At 37.6% G+C, this 21,550-nt stretch carries 23 protein-coding genes; 6 read left to right on the forward strand and 17 right to left on the reverse strand.

Going from position 1 to position 21,550, the window contains the following annotated elements:
* Positions 1-29: 29 nt before the first annotated feature.
* Entirely contained in the window at positions 30-953 is a 924-nt protein-coding gene (locus ACFX4R_RS05600; protein WP_377569097.1) for an oxidoreductase, read from the reverse strand.
* Between the two features lie 154 nt (positions 954-1,107).
* Entirely contained in the window at positions 1,108-1,479 is a 372-nt protein-coding gene (locus ACFX4R_RS05605) for a thiol-disulfide oxidoreductase DCC family protein (RefSeq protein ID WP_028408045.1), read from the reverse strand.
* 418 nt (positions 1,480-1,897) lie between these two features.
* On the opposite strand from ACFX4R_RS05605, the gene ACFX4R_RS05610 reads away from it, so the two are divergent.
* A complete protein-coding gene (locus ACFX4R_RS05610) occupies positions 1,898-3,121 on the forward strand; it encodes an MFS transporter (protein ID WP_043979346.1) in 1,224 nt (407 codons plus the stop codon).
* A 341-nt stretch (positions 3,122-3,462) separates the two neighbouring features.
* On the opposite strand, the gene ACFX4R_RS05615 is transcribed toward ACFX4R_RS05610, so the two are convergent.
* The 9 genes from ACFX4R_RS05615 to ACFX4R_RS05655 all read right to left on the reverse strand — a co-directional run bounded on the left by ACFX4R_RS05615 (position 3,463) and on the right by ACFX4R_RS05655 (position 12,950).
* The gene (locus tag ACFX4R_RS05615) at positions 3,463-4,674 is read right to left on the reverse strand and encodes a sugar efflux transporter (protein WP_043979348.1); all 1,212 of its coding nucleotides are present in this window, start codon (positions 4,672-4,674) and stop codon (positions 3,463-3,465) included.
* Between the two features lie 103 nt (positions 4,675-4,777).
* Complete coding sequence (gene galU / locus ACFX4R_RS05620; RefSeq protein ID WP_162213900.1) at positions 4,778-5,686, reverse strand: UTP--glucose-1-phosphate uridylyltransferase GalU; 909 nt, start codon at positions 5,684-5,686, stop codon at positions 4,778-4,780.
* Between the two features lie 46 nt (positions 5,687-5,732).
* Entirely contained in the window at positions 5,733-6,935 is a 1,203-nt protein-coding gene (locus ACFX4R_RS05625; protein WP_162213899.1) for a macrolide family glycosyltransferase, read from the reverse strand.
* A 287-nt stretch (positions 6,936-7,222) separates the two neighbouring features.
* Positions 7,223-8,668: a glycosyl hydrolase family 18 protein gene (locus ACFX4R_RS05630; protein WP_165575366.1), complete on the reverse strand. Its 1,446-nt coding sequence runs from the start codon at positions 8,666-8,668 to the stop codon at positions 7,223-7,225.
* A gap of 217 nt (positions 8,669-8,885) precedes the next feature.
* A complete protein-coding gene (locus ACFX4R_RS05635; protein WP_013056204.1) occupies positions 8,886-9,107 on the reverse strand; it encodes a spore germination protein in 222 nt (73 codons plus the stop codon).
* Between the two features lie 84 nt (positions 9,108-9,191).
* Positions 9,192-10,046: a DUF1206 domain-containing protein gene (locus ACFX4R_RS05640; RefSeq protein ID WP_377569100.1), complete on the reverse strand. Its 855-nt coding sequence runs from the start codon at positions 10,044-10,046 to the stop codon at positions 9,192-9,194.
* A gap of 35 nt (positions 10,047-10,081) precedes the next feature.
* Entirely contained in the window at positions 10,082-11,584 is a 1,503-nt protein-coding gene (cls, locus tag ACFX4R_RS05645; RefSeq protein WP_043979361.1) for a cardiolipin synthase, read from the reverse strand.
* A 257-nt stretch (positions 11,585-11,841) separates the two neighbouring features.
* Positions 11,842-12,396, reverse strand: coding sequence for a hypothetical protein (locus ACFX4R_RS05650; protein WP_377569102.1), 555 nt, complete (start codon positions 12,394-12,396; stop codon positions 11,842-11,844).
* Positions 12,397-12,554: 158 nt separating this feature from the next.
* The gene (locus ACFX4R_RS05655; RefSeq protein WP_043979365.1) at positions 12,555-12,950 is read right to left on the reverse strand and encodes a ribosomal maturation YjgA family protein; all 396 of its coding nucleotides are present in this window, start codon (positions 12,948-12,950) and stop codon (positions 12,555-12,557) included.
* A 223-nt stretch (positions 12,951-13,173) separates the two neighbouring features.
* Between ACFX4R_RS05655 and desA the strand changes: the two genes are divergently transcribed.
* From desA to ACFX4R_RS05670, 3 genes are all read left to right on the forward strand, one after another.
* Complete coding sequence (gene desA, locus ACFX4R_RS05660) at positions 13,174-14,217, forward strand: Delta(5) desaturase DesA (RefSeq protein WP_043979367.1); 1,044 nt, start codon at positions 13,174-13,176, stop codon at positions 14,215-14,217.
* Positions 14,218-14,334: 117 nt separating this feature from the next.
* Positions 14,335-15,477: a sensor histidine kinase gene (locus ACFX4R_RS05665; RefSeq protein ID WP_043979369.1), complete on the forward strand. Its 1,143-nt coding sequence runs from the start codon at positions 14,335-14,337 to the stop codon at positions 15,475-15,477.
* Positions 15,474-16,076 carry a response regulator transcription factor gene (locus ACFX4R_RS05670; protein WP_013056197.1) on the forward strand — a complete coding sequence of 201 codons (603 nt, stop codon included), beginning with the start codon at positions 15,474-15,476 and terminating at the stop codon, positions 16,074-16,076. Before ACFX4R_RS05665 ends, ACFX4R_RS05670 begins: the two co-directional genes overlap by 4 nt.
* A gap of 33 nt (positions 16,077-16,109) precedes the next feature.
* On the opposite strand, the gene ACFX4R_RS05675 is transcribed toward ACFX4R_RS05670, so the two are convergent.
* The 3 genes from ACFX4R_RS05675 to ACFX4R_RS05685 all read right to left on the reverse strand — a co-directional run bounded on the left by ACFX4R_RS05675 (position 16,110) and on the right by ACFX4R_RS05685 (position 17,290).
* On the reverse strand, positions 16,110-16,634 hold the full coding sequence (locus ACFX4R_RS05675; RefSeq protein ID WP_013056196.1) for a cupin domain-containing protein: 525 nt from the start codon (positions 16,632-16,634) through the stop codon (positions 16,110-16,112).
* Between the two features lie 126 nt (positions 16,635-16,760).
* Entirely contained in the window at positions 16,761-16,943 is a 183-nt protein-coding gene (locus ACFX4R_RS05680; protein ID WP_029324165.1) for a hypothetical protein, read from the reverse strand.
* 29 nt (positions 16,944-16,972) lie between these two features.
* Positions 16,973-17,290: a hypothetical protein gene (locus ACFX4R_RS05685; protein WP_013056195.1), complete on the reverse strand. Its 318-nt coding sequence runs from the start codon at positions 17,288-17,290 to the stop codon at positions 16,973-16,975.
* A 494-nt stretch (positions 17,291-17,784) separates the two neighbouring features.
* Between ACFX4R_RS05685 and ACFX4R_RS05690 the strand changes: the two genes are divergently transcribed.
* Positions 17,785-18,336: a TVP38/TMEM64 family protein gene (locus ACFX4R_RS05690; protein WP_043979372.1), complete on the forward strand. Its 552-nt coding sequence runs from the start codon at positions 17,785-17,787 to the stop codon at positions 18,334-18,336.
* Positions 18,337-18,424: 88 nt separating this feature from the next.
* The gene (locus ACFX4R_RS05695; protein ID WP_043979375.1) at positions 18,425-18,730 is read left to right on the forward strand and encodes a hypothetical protein; all 306 of its coding nucleotides are present in this window, start codon (positions 18,425-18,427) and stop codon (positions 18,728-18,730) included.
* Positions 18,731-18,751: 21 nt separating this feature from the next.
* On the opposite strand, the gene ACFX4R_RS05700 is transcribed toward ACFX4R_RS05695, so the two are convergent.
* The 3 genes from ACFX4R_RS05700 to ACFX4R_RS05710 are packed head-to-tail and all read right to left on the reverse strand — an operon-like array spanning position 18,752 to position 21,540.
* Positions 18,752-19,537, reverse strand: a complete 786-nt coding sequence (locus ACFX4R_RS05700; RefSeq protein WP_043979376.1) for an ABC transporter ATP-binding protein — start codon at positions 19,535-19,537, stop codon at positions 18,752-18,754.
* Positions 19,538-19,555: 18 nt separating this feature from the next.
* The gene (locus tag ACFX4R_RS05705) at positions 19,556-20,536 is read right to left on the reverse strand and encodes a FecCD family ABC transporter permease (RefSeq protein ID WP_097823942.1); all 981 of its coding nucleotides are present in this window, start codon (positions 20,534-20,536) and stop codon (positions 19,556-19,558) included.
* Positions 20,533-21,540 (reverse strand): FecCD family ABC transporter permease, encoded by a 1,008-nt coding sequence (locus ACFX4R_RS05710; RefSeq protein ID WP_377569105.1) that lies wholly within the window; start codon positions 21,538-21,540, stop codon positions 20,533-20,535. Before ACFX4R_RS05710 ends, ACFX4R_RS05705 begins: the two co-directional genes overlap by 4 nt.
* Positions 21,541-21,550: the final 10 nt, after the last annotated feature.

The raw sequence follows: 21,550 nt of genomic DNA on the forward strand, positions 1-21,550 counted from the left end.
AATAAAAAGCGACCAATAGCCGCTGGTTTTTATCTTTTCTTGAATATATATGTCACTTTTGTTAATTCTTCCGATATGCTCCATAGCCTTTCAGCTACGTCCGGTTTAAATAAAACATCTCCCATCCTATCTTTTGAAGGATATCCTTTTTTAGCATCTTTTCCGTCTGGCCCAATATATGTACCGCCTTCTATTGATTCAGTGGCTGCATAAAGAGTAGGCAGCGCGCCCATTTCTGCAGATTGACTAAATAGCTTGACTAAAAATTTCAGCAAGCCGTTTGGCTCTTTACCTGAACCTCGTGATAATAGGTTAGTATTTGAAATACCCGGATGTACCGCAGCACTAATTGTCGTCGATCCAGCTGCTTCTAAGCGGTTTTGCAGTTCTTTAGCAAACAATAGGTTGGCGAGTTTACTTTGCCTATAGAACTTCATTGGACTGTAGCCTTTTTCCCCGTCTAGATTATCAAAATAGATTTTTCCAGAATTAGCAGCTATACTGCTTACCGTTACGACTCTTGAATGTGGAGTTGCCATTAGTAAAGGAAGCAGCAAACCCGTAAGCGCAAAATGTCCTAAATGATTACAGCCAAACTGCAGTTCAAATCCGTCTTTCGTTTTGCTGTGAGGCGGAACCATCACGCCTGCATTATTAATGAGAAGGTCCAAAGACGAGTATTGTTGAAGAAATTGATTAGCAAAATGCCGAATAGAGCTCAAGTCACTGAGATCTAATGACATAATAGTCACTTTAGCATTTCCGTTATCCGCTTTAATTCTCTTCTTAGCTTCTTTCCCTTTTTCCTCATTACGCACAGCAAGAATGATTTCTGCTCCGCGAGCTGCTAGAGCCCTTGCTGCTTCAAATCCAATACCGCTGTTTCCTCCCGTTATAAGGGCTGTTTTTCCCGTTACACCGGGCATTCGTTCAGCTGTCCATTTTGTTATCATATAGGTTCTCCCTTTCAGCTATAGCTGTTTTTCTAAAATTCACGCGTCTAAGTCACACTAAATTAACGTTTTTTTAAAATTAAGGTATGTATAAAGTATAATGTCTTCAAAACAAAAGGGACAAGCTTTTTCAAAGCTTGTCCCTTTTGTTTGTTTATGTGGTTCGCGGAGAATCGTAGCGTCCAAACCAGTCGTATCGGTTTGTGGAGACCCATTTGTATAGCGGACTAAACGCTTTGTTCATTAATGGTAAATGCAAAAGCACACCTATTGGGAATGTAAGAGGCAAAACAGCTAAAAGCCGTCTGACCGTTTCAAATCCTGCTAGAACTTCCCCTTTTTTGGTCACCATATGAATTTGATCATATAAGTCTCTTCCCTCTTCTTTTAAGTAACTATACTCCGTTCGTTCAATGTATTGAACTGGAATCCACTGAATTTGGTTCGTCCAGTCCAGCGCTTTAATTATTTTTTTTACGTTGTAACATAAAGGACATTGCGCATCAAAAAATACTTTGTGTTTCATTGTTTCCACCTTTCTTCTTTTGTTTCTTTTTCCTTAATTTATAAATACCCTTTTCTCCTTTTTAATAACCACTATTGGGAGGCACTTCTTGTGCATCCTGGCTTTAAAACAAACATTTTTTGTGGGGTTTCTTTTGTGAAGCCGCGAAAGAAGACAGGATTTTTTTATAAAATATCACTTTTTTGGTTTAAAGCGCTAAAAACATGTTAGAATAGATTTCATATTGATTTGAAGCAGTAGGTGCACGCATTTAGTCACATACTAAAAAGGACTAAATAAATATAATGATAAAAGGTAAAGGTAATGTCTTCATAAACTTATCATGGAAGTAGGTTTATAAATAACGAAGAAAAAAGGAGGAACGGGTGTTACTTTTATCCCTTTCATATAAGCTTTTTTACGTAAGGATGTGTAAACGATGAAAAATAAGTACATGCTGTCAGCTTCAGGTATGTATATTAACTACTTTCTACTGGGCATGGTCAATATCATGCTTGCATCAAATATGTCATTTTTGACAAAACAATTAAATACCGACGGTGCTGGAATCAGCTATATCATTTCTGCTATCGGAATTGGAAAATTGCTTTCGTATTCTCTATCAGGCGTCTTGTCTGATAAAGTCGGACGAAAGCCTTTGATTATTGTTTCGTCTCTGACGATGGCGATTTTTTTAATTGGCATTCCATTATCGCCAAATTATCAAACAGCCTTTATCTTTGCTATTATCGCTGGTATTGCAAACTCTGCTATGGATGCTGGAACGTACCCTGCTTTGATTGAGGTCTTTCCTAAATCTTCAGGTTCAGCCAGTGTTCTTGTAAAAGCATTTATTTCTGCAGGAGCGGCACTTCTGCCGTTTATGATTGCCTTTTTTGCAGATCGTGATTTGTTTTATGGGTATGCTTTTTTTCTTCCTGCTCTTATTTATTTACTAAATATGATCTTTATGTTCAAACTGCCTTTTCCCAATCATAAACGCGAACAGAGTACAGTTCAACAGCAAAATACAGCAGAGAATAAATTTATCTCTGCTCCTAAAATGAAACAAGAAGGAATTGCTCTTATTGTGATTGGATTTACTTCTACAGCGCTTTTTACGGTGGCTCAAATTTGGCTCCCTACTTACGGTCAACAAGTATTAGGTATGGCTGAAAGCAGCTCGGTCCGCCTTTTAAGCTACTACAGCATTGGAGCTTTAATCTCTGTTTTAGTATTAGCTGTATTATTAAGCAAAGTGCTTCGTCCTGTAACGGTTATTCTCGTTTACCCGATGATTACCCTTATAGCCGTACTTACGCTTCTTTTTGTTAAAGTACCTGCTATTGCAATTGCAGCTGCTTTTTTCATGGGATTTTCTACGGCTGGGGTCTTTCAATTAGCGATTACTGTTATGACCGAGCTTTTCTGGAACAAAAAAGGAACGGTTACTGGAATTGTAGCGACGGCTGCTGGACTAGCTGCTATTTTATTGCCTTTAGCAACAGGGCTTATGTCTAAAACGGGACATATTTCAATTATCTTTATTTTTGATGCGATGCTTTCAGTAGTAGGTATGGCAGCGGCAGCTTTTGTTAATTACCGCTACCGCAAAATTTTAAATAAAAATCGCAGCGAACAAATTCAAGAAACAGCCTCATAAAAAAGAGGCTGGGGCAAAAATATTTTAGAGAAAGTAAAAAAACGAACCATTAATCAATGGTTCGTTTTTTTGCTATGGTGAATGTATGTGTCATTTGTTTAGGTCCTTCTAACAGTTGATTGGGGAGCAAGGCGAAAATTCCTGCGGGAAAAGTGGAACAGATCAGACCCCGCAGGAGCGCAAAAGACGAGGAGGCTCATCGGCCACCCGCGGAAAGCGAAGACTTGTACGGAAATCAACTGCGGTGGCACAAGCAATCCATACGAGCTCATGTATACTATTTGTCCGCCTTTAGATTGAATTAATTGGGTAATGTCTCAACCTCTTCTTAACTTTTCTTTTTAACTCATTTTCTCAGCTGATTTTTGCTTCATAAACAGGAACATCACACCTGAAATAACCGCGAAAACAGCTAAAATGTAAAAAGTAGAAGGCAGCGGAATCACGCTGACTAGTGACCCCATAGCTAAGCTGCTGACAACTGCTGAAGTTTGTATAGCCGTCATATATGCCGTTGTGGCTAGTCCAATTTGACGCGGAGCCAGTGACTGAGCATATACCATTCCCACTCCCATTGTAGCGGACAGAATAAAAGCATAAAATACTTGAAGCACAATTAACCCACTCAGCGGTAAATGAAGGCTCGTTAAAATAAAATAAAGCACTTGGCAAGCAATTCCAATGATAAAGAATCGTTTAACTCCGATTTTATCAGAAAAATAGCCCCCTAACGGCATAAATACTAGCTCAAAAACAGATGTAACGGTAAAGAGAATCCCTACAATCGAAACGGATTGTTTTAACGTATCCGTTATGTAGAGCGGCAAATACATAGAACGCCCGGAATCACCCGCAAAAATGAAAAGAGCTGCTACGAATACAGCTATTAATACAGAAGGTATACCGGCTGGCGCTTTTGAAGATGCATGAGCCGAAGTTTGAGGCATACTGTCTTCTTTAAGCGCAAAAAGAACCCACCCTAAAGTTGCTAGCGATAACAACCCTGATAATAAAAATAAAAGAGTATACCCTCCGTGATCAATAATTAAAGCGCCAAGCATAGGTCCAAAAATATAGCCTTGTGAAAAAGCCATTCGCACGGTACCAGTAATCGTACCTGCCTGCGATTTGCTTTCTTGCTTTTTAACAATAAAATCATTCAGCAGGGCAAAGAAAAAAGAAAACGCATTAAACCCTCCTATAGCAAGTAAAATGAGTGCTATTGTATAAGAATGCGTAAACGCTAACGGCACTCTTGAAATGGTTCCAATCAGTAACGCCCAAATAATAAATGGCTTTCGTTTCCCCCATTTGTCTGATAACGAAGCTAAATAAAACGATACGATTAAACCAATAATGCTCATTGGCACAAATAAAAATCCTGCTTGAAAAGAAGTGGCATGCAATGTATTTGTTGCCCAAACCGTTAAATAAGGCATAAAGCCGCCAACGGATAATCCAATAATAAATAATGAAATAAAAATCGTTCGAAAATCCCGGTCTGTAAACACAATCTTTATGCCTGATACAAACGAATTTTCTATTTTCGACATAAACTCATTTCAACCCTTTCTATCCAGCTGTCAAACGTTCCATTTCCGCAAAAAAATGCACCTTTCTTCAAGAAAAAGTAGAAGAAAGGTGTGTAAATGAAGGTTATTTTCCAATTTGTACAGCAATTTTTTCTTTTTGTTCTTCTTTGCTGATAAGTTCTTTGAATTTGGTCAAAAGAGGTGCTTTTAATTCTTCATCTTTTAATGCAAAAGCAAGAGTCGTAAAAATAAAATCTAACTTTTCTCCTGCATCATAACGTTCGCCCTCGAATTCGTAAGCATAAATAGAACGGTCTATATTCATACGCTGAATAGCATCTGTTAGCTGAATTTCCCCGCCTTTTCCAGCTTCCTGCGTTTCAAGATACTCAAAAATGTCAGGTGTAAATACATAGCGTCCAATAATTCCTAAATTAGACGGAGCTTCTTCGACTGATGGTTTTTCTACAAAACCATTCACTTCGTATAACCGGTTTTTATTTGCTTTTGGATCTATAATCCCGTAACGGTGAACGGATTCTTCCTCTACGCGCTGTACGCCGATAACCGATGATCCCGTTTGGTTATACTGGTCAATCAGCTGTTTTAAACAAGGCTGATCTGGGTCTGTTAAGTCATCTCCAAGTAAAACTGCAAACGGTTCGTTTCCAATAAACTGTCGAGCACAGCCAATTGCATGGCCAAGGCCCTTCATTTCTTTTTGACGAACGTAATGAATATTCGCTAGTTCAGAGATATGCTCCATTTCTTCTAATAGTTCAGTTTTTCCCTTTTGATGAAGCAAGTGCTCCAGTTGAATATTGTGATCAAAATGATTTTCAATTGCTTGTTTCCCGTTTCCTGTAACAATTAAAATATCTTCGATTCCTGATTTTAAGGCTTCTTCTACAATAAATTGAATTACGGGCTTATTTACAATTGGAAGCATTTCTTTTGGGATAGATTTTGTAACGGGTAAAAAACGAGTACCTAACCCTGCTGCTGGTATAACTGCTTTTTTTATAGTCTGCATATTATATTTACTCCTCTCTGTTAGTTATCTAGCTGCCTTACATCTATTACGCTTTGACAGGCACCACATTGAAAATTTCTTTCACTCCTTGCTTGTATCCTCCCGCTGAGCGAAGTGATTCTCCAATTTGTTGTGCATGCTGTTTATATGTGTGAGTAGTTAAAACGTCGTTAACTGTCTTTTTGATTAGCTCAGCAGATACATTATTTTTATCTAATTTTACACCTGCTCCTAACTCCTGCACGCGATCGCCAACCATAAATTGATCCACTGCCATTGGAATAACGACAAGGGGCGTATCGTAGTATAAACCTTCACTGCTGCTGTTCATTCCGCCGTGAGTAATGAATAAATCCGCACGTTTTAAAATTTCTAGCTGCGGTACGTATTGTTTCACAACGAAGTTTTCTGGAATGTGTGCTAATTCTTCAGGTTTGGTATTTTTACCAATAGATAAAATAACTTTACCCTCAAAATCTTTTAATGCTTCTACACATAAGTTATAGATTTCTAGCTGCTGATTAAAAATAGTTCCCATAGAAACAAAAATAATTTTTTCATTTTCATTTTGTAAGTAAGAAGGATCTTCAATGTCTAATCGTTTAACAATTGAAGGACCAATAAACTTGTACTCACTCGTAAATTCAGATACGTTTGGCTGAAAGAATTCTGACGTAAATACTAGCGTAATATCCCCTGGATTCGACATAATGTCAATGGAATCTTTTAACTGAGTATTATATTGGTTGTTGAACTTATTTAATGATTTTTCGAATTGAGGATAAAAGGTAGATTGGTCAGGTTCTGTTTGACCACTTGGCATCATACAAGTTGCTAACTCCTTATTTAACGCAAATGTTGTACAAAGAGAAACCTTCGGAAGCTGAAGAAGGTCGGCCACAGCGGAACCTGCTAAAAGGTGATAATCATAAAGTACATAATCATATGTTTCATGTTTCGTTTCACTCATAATTTTAGTAATAATATTTTCAGATTCATTTAAAAACAAATTCATTATTTCATAGCGGTCATAAGACTCTTCGTTTGTCATCCGGTTGCTCATATCAAGACTTGGACGAAAATCTTCGTATTCACGAAATTCCGCGCCTGATTTCCGAATTTTTTCAGCATAGTCTTCAATGCCGTAATAGACGACCTTTTCCCCTTGAGCCATCAACTCTTTTACAATTCCTAAAGAAGGATTCACATGTCCTTCACCTGGAAAGCCTATTACTAATACTTTTCCCATAACATTCATTCCTTTCACTTAGTTAATAATTAAATTACTTAATTGTTCATTTGGTAAATTTATTGTATAGAAACTGAATTTACTATAAATTATCTTTATCGTAAAGTCATTAAGCGTTTTCAACTAAAAAAAGGTTAAATAGGCTCATTTTGGAATATAGTTATAAATTAACTCAAGAAAAACAAATATTGTAAAATTTATCTCGTTTGTAAATAGATGTATATGCTTCATTATGATGCAAATAAAAAACACACCTCACTAAATCAAGCAAGAGGTGTGTTTTTTATTTAAAAGTTGTATAACTCCCATATATCTGAGGTTTCTGAACCAATATACCAAGCTGCCGCCCCACCTAAATGATAGTCATTAATTAATTTAACCCGGCGCTGCATAGATGCTTTGTCTTCGAGCCATATTTGATGCTTCGTACCATCTTCCGTGTATTCTACATAGTACTGTGAGGCTTGGCTATCCCATTTTTTAGCTAACTTTTTAGAAGAGATAACAGCTTCGGCTTCTTTCATCGTTAAGTCTTTTGTGACAACTTTTTTGGTCGATAGGTCCGTTTTCCATTCTCGCGTATAAAAAGGAACTCCCAGAAGGATTTTGTGTGCAGGTACATCTTTCATAAGAAGTTGTGCGCCTTCTTTCACCCAAGGCAGTGAAGCAACAGATCCTGGAACCTGACTTCCTCCCCAGTGTTCTTCATATCCCATCATAATGACATAGTCTGCCACTTGACCAATCTGTTTCCTATCAAAGCTTCCCGACCAAAAAGGATCATTATTTTCTCTTGTTATGTCTACTGAAATAGTCATACCATGAGGTTTTAACGCTGCTTTTAATTCTTTAATAAATAAAACAAAATCTTGTTTGTTTTTGATATTAATGTTTTCAAAGTCAACATTGATCCCATCGCTGTTTGTTTTTACTAGCGAACTTTCTATTGATGATACAAGCTTTTTCCGCTTTGCTTTATTGCTTAGCACATCACTTGTAAGTACATCATCAAAATTGTTGCCAATAAGCGGCCAGACTTTTTTGCCGTTTTTATGAGCCGTTTGAACATATGATTCATTTATAGAAGATGAAACAACTTTGTCATTCGACGTTAGCGTAAACCAACGAGGTGAAACAACGTCTAAATTCTTTTGCTTCATCGATTCTGTATAGCCTGCTGTTTTTTCATTAAAGCTCCAACCCATAACTACAGGCTGATGCTTCTTTTGCACTAAATCAGATTTTTTGATCCAGCCTTTTTTCCCTTCCAAAAGCTGTACTTGTATATAGTAATCAGGAATAATAAGCGTTTGTCCGGGCTTAATATTTGTTGAGGATAGCTGATTTAACTTTGTTAATTCATTTGTTTTTACACCGTACTTTACGGAGACTTTCCAAAGCGTATCTCCTGATACTACTTTATGTAACAAGCCTTTTGGTGGTATTTTCAGCGTTTGCCCTGGAATCAGCTCCGTCTTTTTTAGCTGATTTTGTTTTATTAGATCACTGACTGTTACACCGTATTGCTTAGCTAGTAACCATAGTGTATTTCCCGGCACTACCGTATGAGTAGTAACCTGAGCTGCATCTCCAGCTTCAGATGAAATGACAGGAAATTCTTCTCCTTTTTTCACTGTCTGCATAACAGAAGAATGTAAGGAAGGAGAACGATATACGTTTACGTTGTCACCTTTGACAGTGCCCACTGAAGAAGCAGCGGCTCCTTTACTCATCGGGGCCAATCCTCCACTGAAAAGACAGAGAACGATCAGGCTCATACATATTTTCTTCATTTTATAATTTCGCCTCCCCACTTTTTGACATCACCTGTCTAGTTTACTACTCCTATAAGATAGAATCCTAGAGGTACATTGTGGTAAAGAAACGTCTGGGTATACGTGAAATACAAATAAAAAAGCTTACCGTCCGATGACGATAAGCTTTCGTTTCTTATGCATTTCCCACTACATTTTGATCCTTAATATCCATATCAATTGTATTAGCGGTACTGGAACTGCTTGTAATATTCATAAAATTCCCTGTGTTCCCGCTGCCAGAACCGACTGTTGTAAAAGCTGTACTTTTTGGCTTAATAGCCAGACAATCACCAAACTCCACTGAAGATGAAACCAATACATTCGAGATATTTACGGCTCCTACTACCGATGGCATCTGCCTCTCCTCCTGTTCATTATCTATCTGCTATATGATATGAGCAGAAGGTCAAAAAGTAGCTTTTTCATCTTTTTAATTTTATTAAGGATCAATTCGTTTATACCTTGATTCTGCAAACATATATACTCCGTATGCCATAAGCCCGATTGATACGATAGCCAGCAGTACAGACCCAAAAGGACGCTGTGCTACTTCAGCAAGGGCTCCATCTAACCCTTTCGTTTCGTCTGGATCCGCTTGAAGAGCCGTGCGAATAAGAAATAAACCAATAATGCCAAAGACGATACTTCGAGCAATAATACCTGCTTTTCCAATATGCCCGCTCCATCGCCACTCTTCTTTTGACATTTCGTTTTTCTTTAGTTTTTTTAAGAAGCGTCCTGAAAGAGCCCAATATACTTGTCCAATCCCAAAGATAATAACGCCGATACCTGTAAGCGCAATGATGGTTTGCCCAAAGGGATAAGATAACAGCTTGGCTGATACCGTTTGATAATGCTTACCTGAGGTATGAACGTGAGCATGAAGCAAAATTTTCACCGAACTCACACAAAGACTAATATAAAACGTCGCTACAACTAAATAGCCCAAACGAGTGAAAACGCCTTTTACCCCATGCCCAACGTGGTGAGGATCAAAAATAGCAGAAATGATTTGCCAAAACGCATATCCACTTAAACCTACTGCCAAGACAATTAAAATCAAAAATCCAAACGGCTGCTTTGCAATTGTGTGCAGGGCTCCTTGAGAAGTAACTAAATCGCCTTTTAATCCGAAAGCTGTCTGAATCGCTAATATACCGATGATAAAATAGACCACACCTTGAGCCACATGACCAAACCGTGAAAAACGTACGACAAATGGCTTAGTACGTTCTTTTAAGCGATGTAACTTTCGACCAAACGTATCTTTTTTAACAAATGGAGATTCACCCATACGTTTCCTCCTGCTTTTTGAAAACAAACTTTATTTTATAAAACACCTGAAAATAAGCGTGCAAATGACTCTTTCGAACGTTCTACTAAGCTTCGCTTGTAAAATGCTACTGGTTTGATCAAATGACTGTCTTCAATATCTTCTTCGTAATTTTTGATGAGCGTTTGAATCGTCTCTCCTTCAATTAAAAATGCATTAACTTCAAAGTTCAGATGAAAACTTCTCATATCCATATTTGCAGTACCGACCGAAGCCATATCTCCGTCTATAATCACAATTTTTTGATGCAAAAACCCTTTTCTATACGAATATACTTCAATTCCACATCGAAGAAGTTCAGCAAAATATGACCTAGTTCCATATTGAGTCAGAAAGCCATCATTAATTTCGGGTACCATAATCCGTACCTCTACACCTTTTCTAGCCGCAATACGAAGGGCGGTTCTTATGGCTTCATTTGGAACAAAATAAGGAGTTGAAATCCAGATTGATTTCGTCGCGCTTGTAATCATAGTATAGTAATAATCACTCATATTTTCCTGCGTATCGGGCCCTGTCGCCACCACTTGCACAAAGCCTTCTCCTTCGACAGGATGAGGCTTTGTATACGCTTCATCGTTAATTAAGCATTCTCCAGAAACGTATTCCCAATCGAACATAAAGATCGAATGCAAGGTTTGAACAGATTCTCCTTTTAGCATCAGATGAGTATCTCTCCAAAAACCAATTTTTTTGTTTTTTCCTAAATACTCATCCCCAACATTCAATCCCCCTACAAAACCTACTTCCCCGTCAATTACGACTATTTTACGGTGGTTTCGAAAGTTGAATTTTTGATTGAAAAATCCATACTTAATAGGTAAGAAAGGATGCACTTTAATATTCGCTTTTTTCATTCGTTTAATATCTGAACCCGATAGTGTAAAACTTCCCATTGTATCGAATGTAAAGCGCACTTCTATACCTTCGCTTGCTTTTTTTATTAAAATATCAATGATTTCTTTTCCTAGAGAATCTGAGTGAAACATATAGTATTCCATATGAATAAACTGTTTTGCTGATTGCAAATGCTTTTTGATTTCATTAAACGTTTCTTGCCCGTTCTTAAGGACGTAGGTTTTTGTATGAACATTCATCTTTGTCAAAGATACACATTGAAGATACTGAGCAAAGTAACGCTGATGCGATTGAAGCGGCGATAGATCAGGCGTCGTTTCTTTGTCTGCCATCTTTCTAAGCATTTCTCGGTTATGCATACGCTTTTTTTTAAACATATGCCCCTTTAAATAGAGCTGTCCTGAATACAAATAAAAGAAAAAACCTGCAACAGGGAAGAAAAAGAGGACATACATCCAAACCAACGTACTTTCAGGCGTTCGATTTTCAAGCATAAGTGAATACATACAAATGAAAATGATGACACCATATAATCCAACTAAGGCATACTTCCAATGAACATCAATAGAGGTAAAAAAGAAAGCATAAATGGAAAGTAAAATAATAAATAAAAAAATAAAGTCCAACCGGCGTTTTTTCATAAAAGCTCTCCTAAAAACAAACTGTATTGTATCACTTGTCTATCTTTCATATGAGGTAGTATATGGAATACACAGAATTCTTATCATGCATGCTACATAAATTGTACATATATTTGCACAAAAAGCAGTTTAGCCGCTTAAGCAACTAAACTGAACTACCTTAGACAAGCATCATTCATATACCTATACCCTGGATGGTAAAACAAAAAACCTCCTTACGGGGAGGTTTTTTGCTTCACACGCATGACGATGTCTTTTTATAAGTTGGTATAACCGGACTCTTTTTCTTTTTTAGGCCAAACGAAATTAGAAAGAGATAATAAGAAATCAATTCCTACAATAACTGTCCAAAATTCCACTACATTTTGCAGCACGTTGGTTTTTCCATTTGGTACTATATACATCATCGCCGCTAAAAGAGCTGCTCCAATAGCGTAAGCAACAAGATGCTGTAGCCATGACTTAAAATAATGCTTTGCATATTCTTTTCCATAGCGCCTACGGGGTTTTTCTCCGCTTTTCATCACATAATATTGAAAGCGTTCGTCTGCCCATTGAATCATACTTTTTCCAAAAGCGATCGAAATTCCAATATACACGGCTGCAATAGCGTGAGCATAGGTCGCTGTAGCACCTCCGTAAAGGTCTACGCTCGTCACAATCAGAAGAAAAAAATCAACAATAGGTGTTAGAGCTAAAATAAAAAAACTGAGCTTTTGTTTTTTAAACATATACCTTGCTGCTAATCCTAAAATGATGACTATCCAAAAAGCGATTTCACATGCAATAATCATCCAGGCTATTAAGTTCAAATAATCCCCTCTCTTCCTCTCGTTCAACGAATAGACAATTGGTTTTAAGTGAAAAATTTTTATGCATAAGTTTATTTTTATGTATATACATCCTGCTTCATAACCTTACGGCTTATTCCATCCTCAGCTGAGTTCTAAAATTCGTTGAATCGTATTTGCTAGGCGGATCTTTTAAATCGATATCTATAATATTCCCAGCTCATTCCTACCCCGACTCCAATCGAATAAGCCAGTATATCGCTCCATAAGAAGCCATACCCCAGAATGAGCCCTCCTAGCGCAGTCTTTCTTATGTCATCAATCCACCGAGCGTGATACAACTGTGTAAATTCAATGAAGTAACAAAACACTATAGCAAACATACCAGTCATTTTTATCCTCCATGCAGGAAACAAAAAACCCGCGCTGACAAAAATCATTAAGGCCCATAACGAATCTCCCGCATATATATTTACGATGTGAGGAAGATACGCGGTAAGTTTTCTTGATAAAAGGCCTGCTCCCATGATCACAAAAGCTAGAAGAAGATATACCCATCTATTTCTTTTATTCATTTCAAACTCCTTTTTTCTTCTTAAATACTCCGTAGCAATAAGCCTTCACTGTATAATTTTATCAGAACCGCAGACTGTTAAATACCGCTTTTTTTCATTTTTTACAGCTTCCCCCTACATATATATGACAACTGTCATGGTTTCTATATGACACGTATGTCTTAAATAGTCAGAAAAATCTCTTTATACTGAGGGTAATATACGGTGATGAAAGGAATTTCATATGACTATACAAAAACAAAAGAATTTACGAAAACAAGTTGCACCTTTTGAAAAAGCAGTAATGAAAGACAGCATAAGACAATTGATTAATACTTTTTTACCTTTTTTCACACTGTGGTTTCTCGCTTATGAGAGCCTTTCAATTTCTTATTTTTTAGCATTTCCGCTAACTGTTATCGCAGCAGGATTTTTAGTAAGAATATTCATTATTTTTCATGACTGTTGTCACTACTCTTTCTTTAAAAGTAGACAACACAATAAAATTCTCGGAACCATTACCGGTGTCTTAACGATGTTCCCTTACAGTCAATGGGGACATAGCCATGCAATTCACCATGCAACAAGCAGCAACTTAGATAAAAGAGGTACGGGTGACATTTGGGTGTTAACCGTAACAGAATATAAAGAAGCTTCTATTTGGAAAAAAATCGCTTACCGTATCTATCGCAATCCGTTCATTATGTTCGGCGTGGGACCTATATATGTATTTTTGATTACAAACCGATTCAATCAAAAAAATGCGAAGAAACAAGAAAGAATGAATACGTATCTTACAAATGTATTGATCGTTGCATTAGCAGCAGCGACCTGCTGGTTGGTAGGGTGGCAGGCGTTCCTATTAATTCAAGGACCGATTTTCTTCATTTCAGGTTCAATTGGAATTTGGCTGTTTTATGTACAGCATCAGTTTGAAGATTCTTATTTTGAAGAAGATGAGCACTGGGATTATGTAAAAGCTGCCGTTGAAGGAAGTTCATTTTACAAGCTTCCAAAACTATTGCAATGGCTAACAGGCAATATTGGGTTTCACCATGTACATCATTTAAGCCCAAGAGTGCCAAACTATAAGCTTGAAGCTGTTCATCAACACACGCAGCCTCTTCAAAATGTACCAACCATTACACTCGCAACAAGTCTTCGCTCTCTTCGATTCCGTCTATGGGATGAAGAAAACAAAATGTTTGTGAGCTTTAAAGAAATAAAAACACGCTCAGCTGCACCAAAAGCAAGCAGAATGTCATCTCAAACAAAAGCAGAACTTTAATAAAACAAAACAGTCAAGCTTTCAAAAGCTTGACTGTTTTATCTATCTCTCTAAACTTATTTCGTTCTACTTTGTGGTAAACTAATAGTGTATTTTAACAAGTAAACGAGGTTCTTTATGAAAAAATATACGTTTTTCCAAAAAATCACTGGGCTATCTCCCTACATATGGACGGTATTTGTCATTCTACCATTTTATTTTATTTTACAGTCTTCATCCATGAATCACATTATTGTTGGTTCGTTACTCACCATCTTATTTTTTATTTTCTATCGTTTTGCGTTTGTTTCAACAGGCAAGTCCGTTTACGTATGGACGGCTTTGTTAATCGTTATTTCCTTAGCCCTGACAACTATTTTCAATTATATTTACTTTGCCTTTTACTTTGCTTTTTTTATCGCTTATTTTATTGGAAATATCCAAAAACGACTCGCTTTCTTCACTTTGTATGCTGTTCATTTAATTAGCACCGTTATTTCGGTAAACTTTAACGTTGTTATGCAAGAAGAGATCTTTTTAAAACAGCTGCCTTTCATTTTTGTAATTTCCATCAGTGTGATTGTACTGCCATTTAGCATTTATAATCGGAAGAAGCGAGACCGGCTGGAAGAACAGCTTGAAGATGCAAATAAACGTATTTCTGAGCTTGTAAAACAGGAAGAACGCCAGCGGATAGCTCGCGATCTGCACGATACGTTAGGACAAAAGCTGTCTCTTATCGGTCTAAAAAGTGATTTAGCAAGAAAACTTATTACAAAAGATCCTGAAAAAGCAAAATCAGAATTAAAAGATGTCCAGCAAACAGCGCGCACGGCTCTTAATGAAGTGAGAAACATGGTTTCTCAAATGCGTGGAATCCGCCTTAGTGAAGAACTAAAACGCGTTCAAGAGCTTTTAGAAGCTGCCGAAATTAAGTTTGTAGGAGAAGAGGGCATTTCATTAGAGAATGTGTCGTTGCTAATTGAAAATATTCTTAGCATGTGCTTAAAAGAAGCAGTAACCAATGTGGTCAAACATAGTCAAGCCACCGTTTGCACGATTACTTTACATCAGTCTGCAAAAGAAGTAGGCATAACGGTAGAAGACAATGGAGTTGGTATTAATACGAAGAAAACCTGCTGGAAAGGAAACGGTCTTTTAGGAATGAAAGAACGGCTGGAGTTTGTAAACGGCCATCTTGATATCTCCAGTCAAGGGGGGACGATTATTCATATTACAGTTCCAAACATCGTTAAACATATTAAGGAGGAACAATTATGATTCGAATTGTTATTGCCGAAGATCAGCAAATGATGTTAGGGGCTTTAGGCTCTTTGTTAAATTTAGAAGATGACATGGAAGTTGTCGGAAAAGCTTCAAATGGGGAACAAGCGGTATCACTTGCTAAGCAGCACCAGCCAGATATATGCGTAATGGATATCGAGATGCCTCTTAAAACTGGGCTTGAAGCTGCAGAGGAACTGAAAGATTTAAACTGCAAAGTCATCATTTTGACAACGTTCGCTCGCTCCGGCTATTTTCAAAGAGCTTTGAAAGCAGGCGTAAGCGGATACTTGCTAAAAGATAGTCCGAGTGAAGAACTCGCAAATTCCATTCGAAGCGTGATGGCAGGCAGACGCCTCTATGCTCCAGAATTAGTGGATGACTTATATAGTGAATCTACCAGTCCTCTTACAGCTAGAGAGAAAGAAGTATTAGCTCTAGTAGCTGATGGAAAAAACACAAAAGAAATTGCTGACGAACTATCTATTAAGACTGGAACGGTGCGCAATTATATTTCTACCATTCTGGACAAACTCGAAGTAAAGAACCGCATTGAAGCCATTACTCGCTTTAAGGAAAAAGGCTGGTTCAAATGAAAAAAGCATGCATCAAACCGAGATGCATGCTTTTTAATCATTTGGCAATTTATCGTACCCTAATTTGTCGATGATCACAACATGCTCGGGGAATTCATCAAGCAGCTGCTGTTTTGTGAATAATTCAAAGTCACGGAAATCAAAACCTGGTGCGACCATGCATCCAACGAGAGAAAACGTATTCTCATTTGCCACAGAGGAACCAAAAATCGTATCTCTTGGAACTAAAAATTGAGGAACTTCTCCATTTTCTAAGTTTGTACCTAGTTTTACTTCTTGATAGGTTCCGTCGCGGTAAATAATATGAATGGTTAAAGGACTTCCCCCATGATAGTACCATAGTTCATCTGATTGCAGCCGGTGGAAATGCGATACATCTTGAGACCTTAATAAAAAGTAAATACTCGTGTATAGAAATCGTTTATCATCAAACTGCGATGACACTTCTTTATCAGAAATTTCATCATTGGAGCGATAGGTTTGTTTATAAAACCCTCCTTCTGGATGAGGCTGAAGCTCGAGCTTTGAAATCCAATATTCCCACTTATGTAAATCCATTACGTTCCTTCCCTTCCTTTTTCTTTTATCATTAACTACATCATAGTAAATCATTCTTTCTAACACAACAAACGGCTTCATTATTCCATCAGGAAAAATGAAGCCGCTACCACTGGTATTTTATCATTACATCCTACCCTTTCTGTTAGCACGGTTATATCTATACCTGCTAGAATGGCAGCGATGAAATAAATATGTCATATACAAATCTAACTGAAATCGATCTCCCTCAATGAAACATTGAAACGGCTGTTCTCTGCCTTGATCATTTTTTGCAGATGAACGCTGCTTAAACGGGACAATATTCATCTCTTTTCCCCCTCAGACAAATGTACTTTCTAGTGTAAATGCTGATGACAAACGTAATATTTTTTGATAAAAGTGAGGGCTGCCTGTGCATCTTGAATGCCAAGCTTTTTACAAACGCCAGCTAACATGAGCAGTTTGTACATAACCAGCTTTTGATTATTTGTTGCCAGTACGTAATAAACAATCGTATTAGCAACTGCCCGCGGTAATCTTATTTTTTTCAACTCATATAGCGCAGCAGACGAAGACATGCCTGCTTCAGTTAAAATCTGCTCAGTTGTGTACGTCTCCAAATAGCGAGCAAGCTTTCTTTCTTTATCGTTAAATATACCTTTAGAATCGTTCATTTTCTCTCCCTCTGTTATTTTAATAATCCATTAAATGCTGCATTAATTAGCCATAATGCAATAGCTCCCCCTGATAAATAAGTGCTGAGATAGAATAATAATTCCATATACCTCCCTCCCATTTCTATCTTACCCCTTCTTTTCCCTAGCTGCAGTGATATTCATCACAGGTAAAAAGTGTATTGTTGAGCTACTGAATAGCTCCGCAAAAGAGCTCGTGAGAAAGATCCCACGAGCTGCTTAGTTAGCATTTTCATTTTCGGATAAAGCGTTTAAAAATCATAATAATTAATAATACCACTACAATAACAAGCAAAAATTTCAACATGAGTTGTCCATCCCTTCAAATCAGTAAATCATCTTTCATTAGTAAGTAGTTACCCTGTTTCGTTTTTTATAAACTGCTTACCTACTTATTTCATGCCAAAAATTATATAATAGTAGAAAACCATCTAAAATAGCCCTACAAGTAAAACATAAATGGGAGTATAACCATGACTGACTATCTTCAAACATTTCTGCTTGAACATTTAGAAGCAGCTGGGTTTATCAGCATTCTCTTGAACATTCTTATTAGCATTACGGGCGTATTTCCAAGTGCACCCCTTACGTTCGCAAACGTAAAATTATTTGGTTTTTGGAACGGATTTTTACTTTCTTTTATTGGAGAAGTTTTAGGTGCAGCTCTCTCTTTTTGGCTGTATCGAAAAGGTTTCCGTACACTTGTTCATACAAAAACACTTTCTCACTCCAAGTCGCTGAAACTGCTGCGCGTACAAGGGAAAGAGAGTTTTGTATTGATTCTTTCTTTGCGTTTACTTCCCTTTGTTCCATCAGGCCTCATTACATTCTTCAGCGCTGTAGGAAAAGGCTCCTTTGCGGTATTCATTTCTGCTAGCGCACTTGGAAAAATTCCAGCGCTTTTTATTGAAGTTTATTCGGTTTATCATCTTTCACAAGGATCTATGCAAGGCAAAATCATTTTAATGGTTTTATCCATCATCTTACTTTTTTATATAAGTAAAAAATGGAAGAAAAAAGCTTAACGGATTATAAAAAGGGAAGACTATCTAAAGATAAGCAAAAACATTATCTTATGTAACTGTAATAAGATAACGTATTGGAGATGGTCCATTGATTTTTCTGTTAGTTTCTGGAAGTATCATTATTCCTATTATCATGCTCTTTTTCTCACTCAAATGGAAAGGAGCAGAGCTAGTTTTTAATACGCTAGCCCTTCTTTCAGCGCTAGTATTTGGAAATATAGCCGCTGCTTCTATCTATCGTATCTTAAAAAACCATACTGTTTTTATGACGAGCATCCATGCAATCTTTTTAAATTCAGCTTTTTTATTAACCGGGGCATACCTTGGAATCTATGTATTGTATAAACTGTTAGCTCTGACCTTAAATGTAAAACAGCGTACTATGCAAAAATAGTACGCTGTTTTAAAATGCAGTTTATTTTATGATTCCAGTTGGTATGCATAAAGGTGAACCATCAACCGGATTTTGAATGATAGTTGAAGATAAATTAAACACATCTCTTATCATTTCTTCTGTAAATACTTGAGCAGAAGAACCTTCTTTGTAAATCTGGCCGTTTGAAATACTGATTAAATGGTCTGCATAGCGAGCTGCTTGGTTTAGATCGTGTAAGACCATCACAATTGTACAATTTCTCTTTTGGTTTAAAGAACGAAGAAGTTCAAGCACTTCAATCTGATGAGCTAAATCTAAATATGTGGTAGGCTCATCCAAAAGTAGAAGCTCCGTACCCTGTGCTAATGCCATTGCAACCCAGGCCCTCTGACGCTGCCCTCCAGAGAGAGCATCCAGTGTACGATGACTTAAATCAGACAGTTTGGTTGCCTGTAAAGCCTCCTCTACAATTTGATGATCTTCAGCAGAATAGCGAGCAAATAAGCCCTTATGAGGGTGACGACCGTAATAGCAAAGCTCTTTTACTGTTAAATCTTCAGGAGCTTCAGGAGCTTGAGGCAAAATAGCCAGTTTTTTTGCTACTTCTTTTGATGAATGACGATGAATATCTTTTCCATTTAAATATATACTTCCTTCTGTAGGCTTTAATAAACGAGCCAATGAACGAAGGATTGTTGACTTTCCAGAGCCATTTGATCCAATGATTATACTTACCTTTCCTTCTGGAATGTGAAGGTCAATATTATGAATAACTGAAGTTGAATCATATGATAGTGAAAGCTTTTCAGCAGTTAATTTTGTCATTACTGTTCCTCCTTTCCTCTATTTTTTCTGTTCACGGCGCAGTAAATATAGAAAATAAGGGGCGCCAATAACAGCTGTTACAATTCCAGCTGGAATCTCAACGGGCGGCATAACCCCTCTTCCTAAACTGTCAGCAATTAGCAGGAATAAAGCACCTACTGCTGCTGAAACTGGTAACAAGAACTTCGAACGGCTTCCTACTAGCCTCCTACCAATATGAGGAGCAATTAAACCAATAAAACCAATTGACCCAACCACAGCTACAGATAACCCTGCCAATATCACAGCCATACTCAATAGTGTATAACGAACGTATGTTGTTCGCTCTCCTAAGCCAACTGCAATCTCATCCCCTAAGTTTAAAATGTCGAGCTTAGATGCAAATATAATAATAACAGGCACGAGTACAACACAAGGAATTAACATCCCAAGCTCACTCCAGCCTCTTCCCCATAAACTTCCTGTGAGCCAAAGAAGAGTTGTATTCACGTCATCTGGAAACTTAATCATAAAATACTGAATTCCAGCCTGACAAATAGCTCCTAACGCTACGCCAACTAAAGCCAGCGTATGAGGTTTAGCTCCTTGAGAGTAGGAAAACACCATAAGTATAACGGCTATAGCTGCTGCTCCTAAAAAAGCTGAAAGTGGCAGCAGAAGCACAGAAGCAGTTGGAAATACAATTAAGATAAAAACGGCGAATAGCCCCGCTCCTTTTGTGACACCGATAACATCGGGAGAAGCTAGTGGATTTTTTAATATCCCTTGCAAAATAGCTCCTGCTACTGCTAAAGCCGCACCTACAACAATAGCAATGAGGGTGCGTGGAATACGATAATTCGTTAAAATAAATGAACTCCCTTGAGAACTTCCAATTATTTGCTGAAAGATTTCTCCCGGGGAAATATAAACGGCTCCTATCCCTAAGCTAATTACAATCGTAATTATTAAACCTAACAATAAGATACTTAACATTTGATAAGGGTGTTTTCTTTTCATTGCTTAATATTCCTCCCCTTTCTAGCAAGGTATAAAAAGAAAGGCGCTCCAATAAGAGCTGTTACAATCCCTACTGGCGACTCAAAAGGATATGCAATGAAACGAGACAGTACATCAGCATAAACAAGCAAAATGGCTCCTAATATAGCTGAAAATGGCAGAATTCGCTGGTAGTCTCCTCCTACCAATTTTCTAGCTATATGAGGTACAATGAGACCTACAAATCCAATTGGCCCCGCAACGGCAACAGATGCACCGGCGAGCATAATGACTAGTATACCTGCAAAAAAGCGAATCCATTTTACCTTTTCTCCTAATCCTGTTGCCATATTTTCTCCTAATACTAGGATCGATATAGAGCGAGATGATCCAAAAGCTAGGAGAAGACCTAGAAACGACCAAGGTAAAAGAATTTTCACATGAGTCCAGTCTTTCCCGTTAATAGAACCTACAAGCCAATACAAAACGTCCGTAGCTTGTTCATTTAGCACAATTACTCCTTGAGTAAGTGACGATAAAAATAAATGCACAGCCATTCCGGCAAGTGCTAGTTTCACATGAGTTATCTTTCCGCCCGATGCGAACAAATAAACAGTTATTCCTCCTAAAGCTGCCCCTAAAAAGGCAATATAAACAGTTGATTGAGAGGTAAGGTCAGGAAATAAAATAAAAGCTATTACAATCGCTAATGAAGCACCAGCATTTACTCCAAACACTTGGGGTGAGGCAAGCGAATTTCGTGTAATAGCTTGCATCAATGCTCCAGCAACTGCCAAGCTGGCTCCAATAAGAGCTGCCAGCACAGCTCTTGGCAGTCTAAGCGTCTGTACGATTGTTGTCTGCTTAGAGTCATCAGGCGCAAAAATTGCCTTAATTACTTCTGTAAAGCTGACAGCAGAAGATCCCACAGCCACATGCAAAATCATTCCAATGATTAACAAACAAACGCTAGCTACCAACACAATGTATTTATTCATTTCTTGCTTTTGGACAAGATTTGTCATTTCCAACACA

The organism is Priestia sp. YIM B13490 (genome assembly GCF_042787735.1).
Lineage (GTDB): Bacteria > Bacillota > Bacilli > Bacillales > Bacillaceae_H > Priestia > Priestia megaterium.